The organism is Aquabacterium sp., from assembly GCF_048860245.1.
GTDB lineage: Bacteria > Pseudomonadota > Gammaproteobacteria > Burkholderiales > Burkholderiaceae_C > Aquabacterium.
Genome location: NZ_JBLIZW010000094.1, coordinates 1 through 15,894, shown reverse-complemented (window position 1 = coordinate 15,894; position 15,894 = coordinate 1). Strand labels below are relative to the sequence as shown.

15 protein-coding genes and 1 pseudogene are annotated in these 15,894 nt (G+C 61.4%); 8 read left to right on the top strand and 8 right to left on the bottom strand.

What is annotated here, in order from left to right; genetic code table 11:
• Positions 1-20 precede the first annotated feature (20 nt).
• Entirely contained in the window at positions 21-1,052 is a 1,032-nt protein-coding gene (locus tag ACMV18_RS10805; protein ID WP_420817848.1) for an endonuclease/exonuclease/phosphatase family protein, read from the top strand.
• Positions 1,053-1,134: 82 nt separating this feature from the next.
• Here ACMV18_RS10805 and gpmA read toward each other — a convergent pair whose 3' ends face one another.
• Positions 1,135-1,878, bottom strand: a complete 744-nt coding sequence (gene gpmA / locus ACMV18_RS10800) for a 2,3-diphosphoglycerate-dependent phosphoglycerate mutase (RefSeq protein WP_374258156.1) — start codon at positions 1,876-1,878, stop codon at positions 1,135-1,137.
• Positions 1,879-2,002: 124 nt separating this feature from the next.
• On the opposite strand from gpmA, the gene ACMV18_RS10795 reads away from it, so the two are divergent.
• Positions 2,003-2,416, top strand: a complete 414-nt coding sequence (locus tag ACMV18_RS10795) for a rhodanese-like domain-containing protein (RefSeq protein WP_374258154.1) — start codon at positions 2,003-2,005, stop codon at positions 2,414-2,416.
• A 108-nt stretch (positions 2,417-2,524) separates the two neighbouring features.
• The gene (gene grxC / locus ACMV18_RS10790) at positions 2,525-2,782 is read left to right on the top strand and encodes a glutaredoxin 3 (RefSeq protein ID WP_374258185.1); all 258 of its coding nucleotides are present in this window, start codon (positions 2,525-2,527) and stop codon (positions 2,780-2,782) included.
• Here the strand turns inward: grxC and ACMV18_RS10785 are convergent.
• On the bottom strand, positions 2,768-3,388 hold the full coding sequence (locus ACMV18_RS10785; protein WP_420817847.1) for a TetR/AcrR family transcriptional regulator: 621 nt from the start codon (positions 3,386-3,388) through the stop codon (positions 2,768-2,770). The two genes, grxC and ACMV18_RS10785, sit on opposite strands and share 15 nt — an antisense overlap.
• An 82-nt stretch (positions 3,389-3,470) precedes the next feature.
• Between ACMV18_RS10785 and ACMV18_RS10780 the strand changes: the two genes are divergently transcribed.
• From ACMV18_RS10780 to ACMV18_RS10770, 3 genes are all read left to right on the top strand, one after another.
• A complete protein-coding gene (locus tag ACMV18_RS10780) occupies positions 3,471-3,821 on the top strand; it encodes a DUF1304 domain-containing protein (RefSeq protein WP_420817846.1) in 351 nt (116 codons plus the stop codon).
• A gap of 83 nt (positions 3,822-3,904) precedes the next feature.
• Positions 3,905-4,360: a protein-export chaperone SecB gene (gene secB, locus ACMV18_RS10775; protein WP_374258148.1), complete on the top strand. Its 456-nt coding sequence runs from the start codon at positions 3,905-3,907 to the stop codon at positions 4,358-4,360.
• Between the two features lie 7 nt (positions 4,361-4,367).
• Positions 4,368-5,357: an NAD(P)H-dependent glycerol-3-phosphate dehydrogenase gene (locus ACMV18_RS10770; protein ID WP_374258146.1), complete on the top strand. Its 990-nt coding sequence runs from the start codon at positions 4,368-4,370 to the stop codon at positions 5,355-5,357.
• 19 nt (positions 5,358-5,376) lie between these two features.
• Here ACMV18_RS10770 and trmL read toward each other — a convergent pair whose 3' ends face one another.
• The 3 genes from trmL to ACMV18_RS10755 form a co-directional block, all read right to left on the bottom strand.
• Positions 5,377-5,847, bottom strand: a complete 471-nt coding sequence (trmL, locus tag ACMV18_RS10765) for a tRNA (uridine(34)/cytosine(34)/5-carboxymethylaminomethyluridine(34)-2'-O)-methyltransferase TrmL (protein WP_420817845.1) — start codon at positions 5,845-5,847, stop codon at positions 5,377-5,379.
• Between the two features lie 25 nt (positions 5,848-5,872).
• A complete protein-coding gene (locus ACMV18_RS10760) occupies positions 5,873-8,623 on the bottom strand; it encodes an EAL domain-containing protein (RefSeq protein WP_420817844.1) in 2,751 nt (916 codons plus the stop codon).
• 158 nt (positions 8,624-8,781) lie between these two features.
• A complete protein-coding gene (locus tag ACMV18_RS10755; RefSeq protein WP_420817843.1) occupies positions 8,782-10,416 on the bottom strand; it encodes an HDOD domain-containing protein in 1,635 nt (544 codons plus the stop codon).
• Positions 10,417-10,627: 211 nt separating this feature from the next.
• Here ACMV18_RS10755 and ACMV18_RS10750 point away from each other — a divergent pair, with 211 nt between their 5' ends.
• The gene (locus tag ACMV18_RS10750; RefSeq protein ID WP_420817841.1) at positions 10,628-11,902 is read left to right on the top strand and encodes an NAD(P)/FAD-dependent oxidoreductase; all 1,275 of its coding nucleotides are present in this window, start codon (positions 10,628-10,630) and stop codon (positions 11,900-11,902) included.
• A gap of 3 nt (positions 11,903-11,905) precedes the next feature.
• Here the strand turns inward: ACMV18_RS10750 and ACMV18_RS10745 are convergent, their stop codons facing one another.
• Together ACMV18_RS10745 and ACMV18_RS10740 are read right to left on the bottom strand one after the other, a co-directional pair.
• The gene (locus tag ACMV18_RS10745) at positions 11,906-12,346 is read right to left on the bottom strand and encodes a hypothetical protein (RefSeq protein ID WP_420817840.1); all 441 of its coding nucleotides are present in this window, start codon (positions 12,344-12,346) and stop codon (positions 11,906-11,908) included.
• A gap of 17 nt (positions 12,347-12,363) precedes the next feature.
• Positions 12,364-13,671, bottom strand: coding sequence for a TolC family outer membrane protein (locus tag ACMV18_RS10740; RefSeq protein ID WP_420817839.1), 1,308 nt, complete (start codon positions 13,669-13,671; stop codon positions 12,364-12,366).
• 180 nt (positions 13,672-13,851) lie between these two features.
• Here ACMV18_RS10740 and ACMV18_RS10735 point away from each other — a divergent pair, with 180 nt between their 5' ends.
• A complete protein-coding gene (locus ACMV18_RS10735; RefSeq protein ID WP_420817838.1) occupies positions 13,852-14,700 on the top strand; it encodes a sulfurtransferase in 849 nt (282 codons plus the stop codon).
• Positions 14,701-15,389: 689 nt separating this feature from the next.
• Here ACMV18_RS10735 and ACMV18_RS10730 read toward each other — a convergent pair.
• Positions 15,390-15,894: pseudogene (locus tag ACMV18_RS10730) on the bottom strand (xylulose 5-phosphate 3-epimerase); the annotation flags it as partial.

Below are 15,894 nucleotides of genomic sequence, written 5' to 3'. Positions count from 1 at the left end.
CCCGTTTTTGTTTCTGGACGATGACCACTGACCCTTCGCGCCCCCGCTTTCGCCGCCCCCTCCTGATGCTGAGTGCCGGCTTGTTGCTGGCCTGGGCGGCGCACGCCGGATGGTTTGAGCGACAAAACTCAGCCGGTGCCACGCACGTGACCCTGGCGACGTGGAACCTGGAATGGCTCATGAGTCCCGGGACACAAGCCGAACTGCAGGCCCGTTGCACCCGCCAACAACCGGCCAGTGATGAGCGGGCGCTGCCCTGTACGCCAGGTCGCACGCCGCCCCCCACCCGCCATGAGCAGGACTTTCAAGCCCTGAGCCGCACCGCCCAAGCGCTGCGCGACCACTGGGCGCCTGACGTCGTGGCATTGCAAGAGGTGGATGGCCCAGAGGCCGCACGGCTGGTGTTCGCCTCTGGCTGGCGACTGGACTGCTTCAGCCGACGCGCTCACCCGCAAAAAACAGGCTTTGCCATCCGTGAACGCCTACCCTACCAATGCAACCCCGACCTCGTGGCGCTGGATGTGGACGGCACCTCACGCGCCGGCACCGACATCACGCTGTACCCCGGTACGTCCCACGCGATTCGCCTGCTCAACGTGCACCTGAAAAGCGGCTGCTTTGATGGCAAGCTGGATCGCAGCTTTGCACCCTGCCAGCGCTTGCGCCAGCAAGTCCCGGTGGTCGAGGCATGGATCGACCAACGCGTAAAGGAAGGCGTGGCCTTTGCCGTGCTCGGTGACTTCAACCGGCACCTCGACCGCGACGCCCGTTTTGACGCGGGTGAGGATGAAGCTGCTCCGCTCAATGTGTTCGCGGCCTGGAGCGATGACCAGCCGAAAGGGGCCATCCTGCACCGCGCCACCGCCGATCAGGCGTATGTGCCATGCGACGCCCAGGACCGGCACAGCCGCTACATCGACGACATCCTGATCAGCGACCGTTTGCGCCAACGCTTTGGCAACGCGCGTTTTGGCCGACAAGCGTATGACCCCGCCGACGCAGTCCGGCAGTTGTCCGATCACTGTCCACTGGTCTGGTCGCTGCAACGCTGACGCGTCGCCTCCCTGATCCATCTGATACAAAAAAACCGCCCACAAGGGGCGGTTGTCACGGGCGCAAAACCAGCGAGACCGATCAGGCCTTGCCTTGCTTGGCCACGGCGGCAGCCGCAGCGGCAGCGGCCTCGGCGTCACCCAGGTAGTAGTGCTTGATGGGCTTCAGATCAGCGTCCAGCTCATACACCAGCGGGATGCCGTTGGGGATGTTCAGGCCGACGATGTCGCTGTCGCTGATCCCGTCCAGGTACTTGATCAGGGCGCGGATGGAGTTGCCGTGCGCAGCGATCACGATACGCTGACCCGACTTGATGGCGGGTGCCAGCACGTCGGTCCAGTAAGGCACCACGCGGGCCACGGTGTCCTTCAGGCACTCGGTCAGCGGCACTTGCTCGGCATTGAGCTTGGCGTAACGCAGGTCCTGGCGTTGACCGCGTGGGTCTTGCGGGTCCAGCGCCGGTGGCGGTGTGTCGTAGCTGCGGCGCCAGATCAGCACTTGCTCGTCACCGTACTGCTTGGCCATATCGGCCTTGTTCAGGCCCTGCAGGCCGCCGTAGTGGCGCTCGTTCAGACGCCAGTCCTTGACCACGGGCAGCCAGGTGCGGTCCATCTCGTCCAGCACGTAGTTCAGCGTGTGGATGGCGCGCTTGAGCACCGAGGTATAGGCCACATCAAACTCGTAGCCCTCGGCCTTGAGCAGCTTGCCGGCCGACATGGCTTGCGACACGCCGGTGGGGGTCAGCTCCACATCGGTCCAGCCGGTGAAGCGGTTTTCGAGGTTCCAGGTCGATTCGCCGTGGCGAATCAGCACGAGCTTGTACATGACGTGTCGATCCCAATCGAGGTGAAGGTGGGCAAGCTGACGCCTGCCGGTCAACCTGCGATTTTATAATCCTCCACTCGATTGCGGCGATACTGGATCGCAGTCGTCTTCAACGAGCCCTCTCATGACATCTACAAGCTTCATCGCTGACAACTGGTACTGGATCCTCGCCGCAGGCGCTTCGGGCGGCATGCTGCTGTGGCAACAAGTCAAGGAAGGCTCGGGCGCCGGCCTGACGCCAGCCGCCGCCGTGCAGCTCATGAACAAGGACAAGGCACAGGTCATCGACGTGTGCGAGCCTGCCGAGTTCGCCGCAGGCCATGTGAGTGGCGCCAAGAACATCCCCCTGAGCCAGATTGGTGCAGCCAAGGGCCTGCCCAGCAACAAGGCCACCCCGCTGATCGTGGTGTGTGCTGCAGGCGTGCGTTCGGCCAAGGCGGCCGCGCAACTCAAGCAAATGGGCTACGAGAACGTGCAGTCGCTGGCGGGCGGCCTGAAGGCTTGGCGTGAAGCCGGCCTGCCCGTGAACAAGGGCTGAGATTCCCCCTGATTCAACAGGGACGAAGGGCAGACGCCACAATGGCGCCTGTCCTTTTTTCTTTTTCCCGACTTCATGCGCCATTCGGCGCACATCGAGCGCCCGATCATGCAAGCCGTCAAGATGTACACCACCCAGGTCTGCCCATACTGTGTTCGTGCCAAGAACCTGCTGAAGCAGCGCGGCGTGGAGTCGATCGAAGAGATCCGCGTGGACCTCGACCCGTCCCAGCGCGAGCACATGATGGCCATCACCGGCCGCCGCACCGTGCCCCAAATCTTCATTGGCGACACCCATGTGGGCGGCTGCGATGACCTGATGGCTCTGGATCAGGCCGGGGGCTTGCTGCCACTACTGAACGCCTGACGCGTCCCCAGGCCGGGCTGCGGCCATGATGGCCGACAGCCCCGACAGCCCCCGCTGCAACAACTCGGCCTCGGCCTCGCCAGCGCGCGCGCGCAACGCCAAGGAATGCAGCAACGCGGACACCATCACGGCCAAACTTTGGGCTGACACAGCAGGCGAGGCATCGCCCTGTGCAATGGCGTGCTCAAAGCGGGCACACAGCACTCGATCCTGTGCGGCCATGGCTGCGGCCATGCTGTGACGCACCATGTCATCGTCCCACGCCACAGCGGGTGCCGTCGTGAGCATGAAACAGCCCCGACCATCCCGGTACAGCGCAACGGCCTGACGGAGCAACGACTCCAAGGCATCGTGCAGGCGCGTCTGACTCAACGCCAGCGCCATGCCTTCGCCCACCTGCTTCACATACACCTGCAGGGCTTGGCGGTACCACTGCTGCTTGTCACCCCACGCTGCATACAGGCTGGGCTTGTTCAAGCCCGTGGCGAAGCACAAGTCGTCCACCGATGTGGCCGCATAGCCCTTGCGCCAAAACGTCTCCAACCCCTGTCGCAGCACCACCTCGGGGTCGTAACGCCGAGGACGCCCACGTGGTTTGACATCCATTTTTGTACTCATCAGTCAAATATTCATTGACGCCATCAATTTATTTACTATACAGTACAAAACAAACTGGAGACCGATCACCATGTACACCGCCCTCGTCGCCACCGCCCTCGTCGCCTTGCTGCATCTGGGGTTCCTGGTGCTGGAAATGTTCTTGTGGACCCAACCTGCAGGTCGCCGCGTCTTCGGCTTGAAGCCAGACTTCGCCCAGGCCACCCGCGCCCTCGCTGCCAATCAGGGGCTGTACAACGGCTTTCTGGTAGCCGGCTTGCTGTGGGGCATTCTGCAAGGTGCGGCGGGTCATGACACCCGCGTATTCTTCCTGAGCTGTGTCATCGTGGCCGGTGTGTTCGGGGCGGCCACTGTCAGCAAGCGAATCATGCTGGTTCAGGGTGTGCCTGCCATCGTGGCCTTGGGACTCACCCTGCTGTGAGGGGCCGTGTGTGAGTTGCGTCACACCCGTAGGCCATAATCGTGGTCAACATTCATTCTGACGCTGTCATACAAGGATTGACCATGAGCGAACAAGCCCAGCCCACTTTCAGCATCCAGCGTATCTACCTGAAGGACATGTCGCTGGAGATGCCCAATGCCCCTCAAATTCTGCTGGAGCAAGGTCAACCTCAAGTCGACGTGCAACTGAACCTGCACGCTGAGCCTGTGCAAGAAGGCCTGTACGAAGTATCCGTCACCGCCACCGTGACCACCAAGGTCAACGACAAGGCTCTGTTCCTGGTTGAAGCCAAGCAAGCGGGTCTGTTCGAGATCCGCAACGTGCCCGAAGATCAACTGCAGCCGATCATCGCCATCGCCTGCCCGCAAATCGTGTACCCCTACCTGCGTGCCACCGTGGCCGACATCATCAACCGCACAGGCTTCCCGCCCGTGCACCTGACTGAAGTCAACTTCCAGGCCATGTACGAATCGCAACTGGCTCAGGCCTCTGCGGCACAAATGGGCGCTGCCAACTGATTCGCCCATGACCACGAACCTCGCGATTTTGGGCGCGGGGGCGTGGGGCACAGCGCTGGCCATCAGTGCTGCTCGGCACAATCCACGGGTCCTTTTGTGGGCCCGGGACGCAGCCCAGGTCGCCGACATGCAGGCGGCCCGCTGCAACACCCGTTATCTCCCCGACGCCCCCTTCCCCGATGCCCTGCGTGTCACCGCTGACCTGCAGGAAGCGGTTGCGCACGGCCAAGGCGGTTTGATCATCATCGGCACGCCCATGGCGGCGCTGGGCAGCACGCTGCAAAGCCTGCCTGACGATGCAGCCACCTTCTGGCTGTGCAAAGGCTTTGAAAAAGGCACCGGTCGACTCGGGCACGAGATCGCCGCTGCTTTGCGCCCGCATGCGCGCAGCGGTGTGCTGTCTGGCCCCAGCTTTGCCAATGAAGTCGCCTTGGGTCAGCCCACGGCCTTGGTGGCTGCCAGCGCCGATCAGGCCTTGGCCGAGCAAGCCGTAGCCGCTTTTCACTCTGACAGCCTGCGCGTCTACACCTCGACCGATCCGGTTGGCGTGGAAGTGGGCGGCGCCGTGAAGAACGTGCTGGCGATTGCCACCGGCATCGTCGACGGCATGAACCTGGGCCTGAACGCTCGTGCGGCCCTGATCACCCGTGGTCTGGCCGAAATGACCCGCCTGGGTGTGGCCTTGGGCGCCCGCCCCGACACCTTCATGGGCTTGTCAGGCTTGGGCGACTTGGTGCTGACCGCCACCGGCAACCTGTCTCGCAACCGCACCGTTGGTTTGCAACTGGCCACCGGCAAGAAGCTGAGCCAGATCCTGCATGACCTGGGGCATGTGGCCGAAGGCGTTTACAGCGCCGCCACCGTGTGGCAACGCGCACAAAGCCTGGGCGTATCCATGCCCATCACCGAAGCAGTGGTGGCCGTGCTGGATGACCGGCTCACGCCCGCCGAAGCAGTGGGTGCACTGATGCGCCGGGAAGCCAAGGCCGAAGCCTGAACGGCGAACGCAGGCCGCCTCAGGCGCCGCCTGCGTAGCCGTTCTGGCGCCACGCCTCAAACACCGTCACAGCCACGGCATTGCTCAGGTTCAAGCTGCGCTGCTCAGGGCGCATGGGCAACCTGACGCGTTGCGACGTGGGAAACGTCTCCCGCAAAACCTCCGGCAGTCCGCTGGTTTCGCAACCAAACACGAACCAGTCGCCCGGCTGCAAAGGCACCGACGCCAAGGGTTGGCTGCCACGCGTGGTGAAGGCGAACATGCGCTGGCGGTCTGGTTGCGTGGCCGCCATAAATGCGTCCCAGCTGGCATGCCGACGCACGGGTGCGTACTCGTGATAATCCAGCCCGGCGCGGCGCAGCAGCTTGTCATCCATCGAAAAGCCCAACGGCTCGATCAAATGCAGCTCACACCCGGTGTTGGCAGCCAGGCGAATGACATTCCCGGTGTTAGGCGGGATCTCTGGGTGGACGAGTACGATGCGGAACATGGGGGCGCATTATCCGCCGGAGTGATCACGCCCGCAGGCTGTCTTCAAACGTGGCAGAGGGCACCGGGCGACCAAACAGGTAGCCTTGGAAGTGCTGGCAGCCCTGTGCCAGCAAAAAGTCCCGCTGCTCCAGGGTCTCCACCCCTTCCGCGATCACCGTCAAGCCCAGCGTATCGGCCAAGGCGACGATGGTTCGCACAATGGCAGCATCGTTGCCGTCACTCATGACGTTGCGCACGAAGGACTGATCGATCTTCAATTGATCCAGTGGCAAACGCTTGAGGTAGTGCAGCGAGGAGTAGCCTGTCCCGAAGTCGTCCAGCGAGAACACCACCCCGATCACCTTGAGCGCAGCCATTTTGTCGATGACCAATTCCATGTCATCCACCAGCATGCTCTCGGTCAGCTCCAGCTTGAGCAGGTCGGGGCGTGCGCCGGTGCGCTCCAGGGCATCACTGACCAGGGCCACGAAGTCCGCCTGTCTGAACTGACGGGCGCTCACGTTCACCGCCACGCTCAGGTGCGCCATTTCCGGAATCTGAGCCCAGCGCACCAACTGGCGGCAGGCCGATTCCAGCACCCACTGCCCCAACGGCAGAATCAAGCCACTCTGCTCCGCCAGGGGGATGAACTCGCCCGGCGACACCATGCCACGCTGCGGCTGATGCCAGCGAAGCAGCGCTTCAGCACCGTGCACGGTGCCGTCCGCGTTGACCTGCGGCTGGTAGAACAGCTCGAACTCGTGGCGGGTCAGGGCCTTGCGCATGTCGGCTTCCAGTTCGACACGGCGCGCTACTTCCGCCTGTGCCGCCGGATCAAAGAAGCGCAAGGCATTGCGTCCCGCAGCCTTGGCGGCATACATCGCGAGATCGGCCTGTTTGAGCAACTCATCCAGATTGATGTCGTATTGCCCGCCAAACAGGCTGACACCGATGCTGCAACCACCGTGATACTCAATGGCGGCCAGGTCAAACACCTGACTCATCATTTGCAGCAGTTTGTTGCCCACCGCTTGCGCCTGACTGACGGCCAGCACGGGATCGACATGGAGGTTCTCCAGAACCACCACAAACTCATCCCCACCCAATCGACCGACCGTGTCACTGTCACGCACAGCCAGTTGCAGGCGCGAGGCCACGAGCTTGAGCAACTCGTCACCACGGTCGTGGCCGAGACTGTCGTTGAGCGTCTTGAAATGATCCAGGTCGATCAACAGCAGCGCGCCCATGTGCCCGCTGCGTCGCGCACTGACCAAGGCGTGCGTGACGCGGTCCATGAGCAGGCGACGGTTGGGCAGGCTGGTCAGAGGGTCGTAAAACGCCAGGCGCTCGATTTGCGCTTCGGCTTCCTTGCGTGCCGTGATGTCAGAGAACGCGCCGACGCAGTAGGTGGCATGCTGGCTGCCCGTGCTGACCAGCGTCAGACACAAGCGCAAAAAGTACAAGCCACCGTCCTGATGGCGACTCCACAACTCACCCTGCCAACGCCCGGTCTCATTCAGCGTGTCCATGATGTGCTGGTAGAACGCACGATCATGCTTGTCCAGCGCCCACAGGCGTCGCGTGCCTTTGCCCAGCACTTCGTCAGGCTGGTAGCCTGAAATTTCGGTGAATGCGTGATTGACCTGCTGGATGTTGCCTTGCACGTCGAGCACCATCATGCCTTCCTGCCCCTCAAACGCGGCGGCAGCCAAGCGCATGGTGGAGTCTGCGCGCTCCATGCGTCGACCGGCTTCGTTGATGCGCACCAGCAGCACGAACAGCAGCAACAACACGGCCATGCCCGACACCACGCCCGCGACACGCATCTCTCGGTCACTGGCCAACTGTTCTTTGGTGACATCGCGCAGCACAATCAGCTTGGCCACGCTGCGCCCTTCACTGTCGGTCAGATCGCGCACAGCCCCCGACCAGCGCTTGGCGCGCCCTTCGACGGTCAACTCGGTCGTCCCGGATTGAGCACCCAAGTCACTCACCCGATGCAGCAAATCTCCCGGGACTTCTCGCAAGGTATTGCGTAACACGACGAGACCGGGATCGTGGCCCCACTGCCCCGTCAAGCCCAGTTGAGATTTCCCCTGGCTGAAGGCATCGGCGCTGATGTACTGCTTCTGCAAGGCCAGGACCACATCCAGCCCGGTTTGACGTTTGACCTGCAAAGCGAACCAGTCCACGTCCGACCCCATCTCGATGTAGCCGATGAGTCGATCCCCCACACGCCAAGGCGCCACGTGCCGCAGCGTGAAGGTGCCCATGGCACCGACCTCCAGGCCGGAGACCGCCGCGCCGCCAACGGCCGCATCCCGCATGGTCTTGCGCTCAATGAGGTCACCACGTCGACTGGGCGCATGCACGCGCAACAACACCCGCCGGTCGGGCGTCATGAAATACCAATGGGTGATGCCGAAGGCTTTGGCCAAGTCGTGCAATTGCGACTGGGTCAACGTGAGCAGATTGTCCGTATCCCCTCGCTCCATGGCCTGGCGCAGCAAGGGATCGTTCTGCGCACGCGCCACAAACCAGCTGAGCCGCTCGGCTTGCTGATTGATCTGCTCGTGCCACACATTGACGGCAATGTCTGCGGCAGATTGGGTGTGGCCGCGCTCGACCTCTCCCAAGTACCGATCGGCACCATAGAGGAACAAGGCCATGACCAGCAGCAAGGTCACGGCAACCGGGATCAGGATGTGCCGCCGCAAATGGACTCGCGTCGGCAGACTGAGCGGCGCGCGCCCCGATGCGGCAGCCCCCATCAGGGGCAGTTGAGACGTGGTCATGCCACCGCCTCGACTGGGCAATGGCCGCTTGTGAACACACGTCGATTCATAACTACCACCGACAAAGACTGGGGCGCTGCGCCAAGGTACGCAGCAAAGCATTGTCGCCGCAGTTCATCTCCGCCACGATGCCAACACACAACACCACATTATGAAATTTATGCGCCCGTGGCCTGCCGGAAGGCCATGACGGCCTGATTGCGCAGGGTGCGCAGCAACGAGAGCTCCCGCTCATCGATGGCCATGCTGCCCGCTTGACCCTTGTCGGCATAGATCAACCCCAGCACCACATCGGGTTGATTGACTCGTTTCAATACCAGAGGAAGCAGCAGAAAAGTGGGGGCCTGCACACGGTCCCGAAACCAGGCAGGCAAACGATTGGCAATGGCCGAGGCACTGGCATCCGCGATCAAGGTATCTGCGTGCTTGAGACATATCGCAGAAAACAGATCCGGCACCACACCAGGTTGCAACGCCAGTGGCACCCTGAACAGATCCTTGATCTCATCGCCACCTTCGCCGAGCGCCAGACGCCCCAGAAGCTGCCCCGTGCGAGGGTCACGCAGACAGAACACGACACGCCGGCAGTCCAGCGCGCGAAGCATGGTCTCCAGAATCATCTGAAGAACGTCATTGAGCCGGAAGGATTCCACCAGGGTGTTGGTGATGTCCTGGATGCCATTGGTCAGGATGCTGGCCGTATCCTGTGTCGGCAGTGGCATGCCGGGCTCCAAGGTTGTGTCGCCAAAGGCAGAATCGTCCAGCCCCAGTTCGGCAGCGGTCGGCCCGTCAGCTTGCCCCTGGTTGGGGGCATCCACATAGTACGTTTCCAGCAAACGCTCACCCGGTGACTCGGCGGGCACGTGCATGTTGAGCGCCTGCGTCAACTCGGTCAGGCGCTTGCGCGCACGGCCTGCGGCGTCCGACAACTCATTGGGATGCAAATCGAGGGCCGCACCAAAACGGGAGGTCAGATTTTTGAGTTCATCCCCCAATGCGCCAGGCTCGTGATCGAGCATCGCCTGCGCGGTCTGGTCAGACAGGCTCGCCAGCCACCACATGCGCTCAGGCCGTGCGGCCAGGGATCGACCGGGAACGTCGCCGGTGGGCGTTCTCATGCAGGCCAGCAAGTTGTCAGGCAAGCCCCATTGCTTGCCCACGTAGGCACCCAATTCGTCGTGCCCAACGCCCAGCACCTTGGTCGAGGCTTCCTGAATGCTCAGGGGACGAGGGTTGTCGGGGCGCTTGATCGTCAACAGACGAATCTGCTCGGCATCTTCTGGCAAATAGAACGCGACCAGCAAGCGGCCCAAGTTGCGGAACAACGACCCCAGAAAAGCCTCTTCCGCCATGCGCGGTGGATGCGCCATCTCGCTGGCCAGCGTCCCTGCCATCACGGTTCGCAAGAATTCCACCTTCAACTGCGCCGCATGGACCTTGTCTTCCATGTGATCCAACAGCATCAGCGACAGCGCCAAGTTGCGCACCGTGGCCACACCGATCAGGCTGACCGCGCGTGACACAGTGCTGATGGGGTCTGTGCCGGCACGGCGGTAATGGGCCGTATTGACCACGCGCAGGAGCTTTTGCGTGAGCGCGACGTCTTTCAGAATCTCGTCGCACAGGGTGTGCAGGCTGCCCGTTTCGGAGTCAGACAGCGACTGCACGCGCATGATCGATGTCGACAGCGCTGGAAAGTCGCTCTTGGAGCGCATCCGACGCAAGAGGTATTCCAGCGTCAAATCCGCTTCGGAAGTCGCAGTGTCTGGTGAAGGGGGCAGATCAGCCGGCATGGTGTGAGGATCCTATCTCACCATTTGAACCGATCTTGTGCCCACACTACCGGACAAACAGGGGGTGGTTCGTCCTTATTTCTGATGGATGCGCAGCTCGCCGCGGCGTGAGATTTCTCACCGCACCTCCGCACAAACCCTGTAGCCAGCCCAACGGACAAAGCAGATGATATGCCACATACCCATACGGGTATACGTATAGGAGATGAGCATGGCACACATCGTGATCCTGGGCGCTGGCATTGGTGGCCTGCCCATGGCTTTCGAAATGAAGGAGCAGGCGGGCCCGGATGACAAAGTCACCGTCATCTCCAATACAGCGACCTTCCACTTTGTTCCGTCCAATCCTTGGGTGGCCGTGGACTGGCGCGACCGTGATGAGATTGAGCTGCCGATTGCACCGATTCTGGAGAAAAAAGGCGTCGATTTCATCCCCGTCGGGGCCAAACGCGTGCACCCCGAACAAAACCAAGTGGAGTTGGTGGATGGCAGACAGATTGCGTACGACTACCTGATCATCGCCACAGGCCCCAAACTGGCCTTTGACGAGATTGAGGGTCTGGGCCCACAAGGCTACACGCAGTCGGTCTGCCATGTGGACCATGCGGTTCACGCCAAAGAGGCATGGATGCAATTTGTGCAAGACCCCGGTCCAATCATCGTGGGCGCTGTGCAAGGTGCATCCTGCTTTGGCCCTGCTTACGAGTACGCCATGATCATGGAAACGGACCTGCGCAAGCGCAAGATCCGAGACCGCGTGCCCATGACCTTCGTCACCTCAGAGCCCTACATCGGGCATCTGGGCCTCAACGGTGTGGGTGACTCGAAGAGCATGATGGAGTCCATCTTCCGCGACAAATCCATCCGCTGGATTTGCAATGCCAAGGTGACACGGGTGGAGAACGGCACCATGCATGTCATGGAGCACGACGACGATGGCAAGCCCAAGAAGGAGCATGCCCTGCCCTTCAAATACTCGATGATGCTGCCCGCCTTCAAGGGCGTCGACGCCATCATGGGCATTGAAGGCCTGGTGAACCCAAGAGGCTTCGTGCTGATTGACGACCACCAACGCAACCCGCGCTATCCCAACATTTTTGCTGTGGGCGTGTGCGTGGCCATCACACCCCCTGAGCCCACGCCAATCCCCACCGGCATCCCGAAGACGGGCTACATGATCGAATCGATGGTCACGGCCACTGCGCACAACATCCGTTCTGTGCTGGATGGCCAGCCTCCGACCGAGAAGGCCACCTGGAATGCTGTGTGTCTGGCGGACTTCGGAGATCGCGGTGCGGCGTTCGTCGCGCTGCCTCAAATCCCGCCACGCAACGTGAGCTGGTTCAGTGAAGGCTACTGGGTTCACCTGGCCAAAATTGCGTTTGAAAAGTACTTCATGCGCAAGATGAAAAAGGGGACGTCTGAGCCCATCTACGAGCGCATGATGATGAAGGCCATGGGCATCATGAAGCTGAAGGACCGCTGACCTTCAGTCCATATCAGGCTTGAGCAGATGGCGCAGATGAAAGCCATCTGCATCCGGCCTCAAGCCCTCTTGCGCACGCCGATCCTGCACTTGCTGCACGATGTCTTGCGTGACGGCCAACCCCAACTCACCGATGGTCGCGGTCATCAAATCACAGCGCAGGGCCAGCAAACCTTGTAATTCTTGCAGGGCACGATCGTGGCACTTGTCCGCCCCCGAACGTGACGCAACGGATTGCTGGTGCTGATGCAGCACGCCAAAGTCCGGATGGGTCCCTTGAAGCACGGACTGCATCACAGCCGCCTCAGCCAGATCAATGTGCAGCAAAGCCGACAAGGTAGCGATGCGGGCGTTCAGTTCCGCCAGCGAGCTTTGAACCTGTTGTGCACGCCGAAAGGCACCCTCTGCAACCTGTGATGCCCCTTGTGAATCATTGACAGCCATCACCACCTCCCAAAGGGTCAATCGACCAACAAGGCATTGAGTTGCTGAACGTCCTCATCGGACAGTGTCCCCACCGCTGCCTTCAATTGCAACTGGGCCATCAGCGTGTCATAGCGAGCCTTGGACAACTTCTGCATCGTGTCGGCCAACTGGGCCTGCGCGTTCAACACATCGATGTTGATGCGCACACCCACCTGATAGCCCAGCTTGTTGGAGTCCAGGGCCGTTTGCGATGACTTCTGGGACGCCTCCAAGGCCTTGACCTGCGCCAAGCCACTGGTCAAATTGAGCCACGCCTGCTGCGCCGAGAGTCGCGCGCCTTGGCGCGCATCGTCCAACTCGGCCTCGGCCTTCAGGCGCAACATCGCTGCCTCCCGTTGCTGCGAACTAATGTAGCCGCCTGCAAACAGGGGCAAGGTGAACTGAACGCCCACGGTACTGGCCTCAATGCGATCGGCGCCCATCGTGGTTCGGTTCTGAACGCCTCGGCTGGCCACCAGATCCAGCGTCGGCAGATGCCCCGCTGCCGCGCGGCGAGACACCAGTTCACTCATGTCTTGCGCCATCCGGCGCAGATGAACGCCGAGATTGTTGAGTCCAGCAGCCATCAACCAGTCATCGGCCGTTGCAGGTCGGGGAGACGCGAGGGTCACCGCCGCCGGCAACTTCGCCACCGCTACCACCGACGTCCCGGTCAACCTCGCCAAATTGGCCCGTGCCAACCCCAACTGCTGCTGTGCGGTCAACTCTTGCGCCAATGCCAGATCAAGACGGGCTTGCGCTTCGTGCACATCGGTCACGGTCACCACCCCCTTTTCGAACGACGCCTTGGCGGCCTTGTTCTGCTCTTCCGAAGCACGGCGCAAAAAGGTCACAGCGTCCAGCGCATCTTGTGCGTACAAGACCTGGAAATAGGCCTGCGCCACACGCAAGGTCAGATCCTGCCGAGCCAGTTTCAATTGGACATCGGCCATTTCAGCGGCCAGATCCCCCTGCTCGTATTGAACCCAGTTTTGCCAGCGAAACAATGGCTGCGTCAACTGAACACCATAGGTGTTGCTGTTGTAGTCACGCGCCATCGCCGACGATGCCCCGGTCATCGTGACATCGGCCTGATTCCAATTGCTGCTGGCCTGCAAGCCAATCTGCGGCAACAAGCCGGCCCGCGCCTGGGTTCGCTTTTCCTGGTCGGCATCACGCTGAGCGCGAGCAGCCGCGTACGATGGGTCACGCGCCAAAGCCTCCTGGTAAGCAGTCAGGAGATCTGCGGCATGCGACGCAGAGCAAACAGCCATCAAGGCAACAGCCAATGCAGACACTTTCATGGGGGCACCTCGCTCAAGAGGGCCCAACATTAACATACCCCACAGGGTATGTGAAGTCATCCATGTGTCGTCACGCAGGGCGACACGCCAGTATGCTGTGTCAGCAACCTGACGAGGGGAGACGGGCCTGTCGGTGACTCGCTTTCAGGACACGCTTTGCAGCACCCATTGCACGCCATCATGTACACCACACTCATCACCGCAGAACAACTCCAGGCTTTGACGGGCGACAGCGCCGCCTCCGTCCTCATCGTCGATTGCACAGCCGACCTCATGCAAGCCGAGGCGGGCAGGCAGCAGTTTGAAGCCGCGCACATTGCCGGCGCCCTCTACGCCGATCTGAACACGGATCTCAGTGCGCACGCGCCAGCAGAGACCGCGTCAGGTGGCCGTCACCCTCTGCCCACACGCGAGCACTTCGCGCAATGGCTGAGACAGATTGGCCTGACGCCCCACACACAAGTGGTGGCTTACGACCGCAACGGAATGAACTTCTGCGGTCGGCTGTGGTGGATGCTGAAATGGCTGGGCCATGACGCAGTGGCCGTTCTGGACGGAGGCTGGGGCGCCTGGCAAGCCATGGGAGGGGCGGTGGCGCAGGGCTCGGGCCACGCGCCGACACCGTCGAACTGGGAAGCAGGCCACGCACTGATGAGCCCCGTGAGTGCCGAGACCGTCATGGCGCACCTGGGCACCCCTGGTCAGACCATCATGGATGCGCGCGCCACGCCTCGCTATCGCGGGGACGTCGAACCACTGGATCCCGTTGCCGGGCACATTCCGGGTGCACTGAACCGGCCCTTTGCACTCAACCTGGATGACAAGGGGTGCTTCAAGCCCGCCGAACAGTTGCGAGCAGAGTTCCTGGCCTTACTGGATGGGCGAGCACCGGCGTCGGTCGTGCATCAATGCGGCAGCGGCGTCAGCGCGTTACCGAACATGCTGGCCATGTCCGTGGCAGGGTTGCACGGCAGCCAACTGTTTGCGGGAAGCTGGAGTGAGTGGTGTCAGGATCCACGTGTGAAGTAAGCCAATTGCTAGCTGCAAGTAAAGCATTACTTGGCGAAACTTCACATTCCTACAGGCTGCGTTGGGGTGTCGATAAAGCATTACTTGGCAGAACTTGCATCTCGACAACCAATTTCTGACAGAACTCACAGATCAATCTAAGCCACTGATTTTTATGATTTTTTTCTGCAAGTTTGTAGATCAAAATCTCGCCACAGGCACAGACTAGGCCATCTATTGACAAGTTCTGCCATGAAATGACTTACAGACCTTGCGTACATGAGCTAACTGACGGAGATCTGCTTGCTCAGGCCGTGGAGCGATCCACATACGCTAGTGCCACACACATTCCTGACGACAGAGATTCAGCTTCAGAAGACCGTGCCATAGTTCGGACTGCCATGAACGCCCAAGAGAGTCCACTGCCAACATCAAATCTGCTGATCCTCGGTAACGGTGACCGCAAAATCGAGGCCCTCAACTCACCCGCTTTGACGTTCACGTTCAACGGTCGCTGCGACACACTTCAACCCCAAGGCCAAGTTGATGTGCAGATGACGCGTGACACGCTCGGCACATACAGGTTGACGCTCAAATCACCGGACCAATCGATTGACACCTCGGCTTTGGAGGAGGAACTCAACCGAGCGCTCGAGGCACAGACCCGAACTCTCGGATGCCTTCCATCAACTGGCTACGCGTTGATTCACGGACGCAACGGCTTCTTCATTGAGTGCGGTGACCACCGAGCCATCCGTCGATTCCGGGGCGCCGGGTTCGGGCACGTTGACGCGGTGCCTGAGCAGCGCCAGCGTGGCACCCATCTTGTTGCTGGCCAGTTCATCGGGATTGCCGATCCGGATGCGCAACTGTGGATTTGCCTGCACTAGCTCCACGAACCAACGGTCCAGTGCGGACATGGCGCTGCCCGACACCTCGGTTGGCACCCAGGCCGGCATCGGCAGATGAGGGCTCGCTGGATGGCGTCGGGCCATGGGGTGCTCGCTTTCGCGCGAGCGCTGGCTCTGGCCGTGATTCGCCAGGACGGTGAACGCGTTTGCCAGTTCGCTCTCAGGCACGAACAGCGCCGCAGCCCCTGCGTTGAAGGCCTCGCGTGCCTGCGCATCCTCGCGCGGATTGCCGTTCAGCGGCAGGTTGTGGGCGGCATTGGTCGCCGCGCCCGGGAAGCCAAAACCTTTCTCCGTCTCGGCGATC

Bases quoted from the DNA above. Each gene is read 5' to 3' on its own strand.
- ACMV18_RS10805 (WP_420817848.1), top strand. From the start codon at position 21: ATGACCACTGACCCTTCGCGCCCCCGCTTTCGCCGCCCCCTCCTGATG.
- gpmA (WP_374258156.1), bottom strand. From the start codon at position 1,878: ATGTACAAGCTCGTGCTGATTCGCCACGGCGAATCGACCTGGAACCTC.
- ACMV18_RS10795 (WP_374258154.1), top strand. From the start codon at position 2,003: ATGACATCTACAAGCTTCATCGCTGACAACTGGTACTGGATCCTCGCC.
- grxC (WP_374258185.1), top strand. From the start codon at position 2,525: ATGCAAGCCGTCAAGATGTACACCACCCAGGTCTGCCCATACTGTGTT.
- ACMV18_RS10785 (WP_420817847.1), bottom strand. From the start codon at position 3,388: ATGGATGTCAAACCACGTGGGCGTCCTCGGCGTTACGACCCCGAGGTG.
- ACMV18_RS10780 (WP_420817846.1), top strand. From the start codon at position 3,471: ATGTACACCGCCCTCGTCGCCACCGCCCTCGTCGCCTTGCTGCATCTG.
- secB (WP_374258148.1), top strand. From the start codon at position 3,905: ATGAGCGAACAAGCCCAGCCCACTTTCAGCATCCAGCGTATCTACCTG.
- ACMV18_RS10770 (WP_374258146.1), top strand. From the start codon at position 4,368: ATGACCACGAACCTCGCGATTTTGGGCGCGGGGGCGTGGGGCACAGCG.
- trmL (WP_420817845.1), bottom strand. From the start codon at position 5,847: ATGTTCCGCATCGTACTCGTCCACCCAGAGATCCCGCCTAACACCGGG.
- ACMV18_RS10760 (WP_420817844.1), bottom strand. From the start codon at position 8,623: ATGACCACGTCTCAACTGCCCCTGATGGGGGCTGCCGCATCGGGGCGC.
- ACMV18_RS10755 (WP_420817843.1), bottom strand. From the start codon at position 10,416: ATGCCGGCTGATCTGCCCCCTTCACCAGACACTGCGACTTCCGAAGCG.
- ACMV18_RS10750 (WP_420817841.1), top strand. From the start codon at position 10,628: ATGGCACACATCGTGATCCTGGGCGCTGGCATTGGTGGCCTGCCCATG.
- ACMV18_RS10745 (WP_420817840.1), bottom strand. From the start codon at position 12,346: ATGGCTGTCAATGATTCACAAGGGGCATCACAGGTTGCAGAGGGTGCC.
- ACMV18_RS10740 (WP_420817839.1), bottom strand. From the start codon at position 13,671: ATGAAAGTGTCTGCATTGGCTGTTGCCTTGATGGCTGTTTGCTCTGCG.
- ACMV18_RS10735 (WP_420817838.1), top strand. From the start codon at position 13,852: ATGTACACCACACTCATCACCGCAGAACAACTCCAGGCTTTGACGGGC.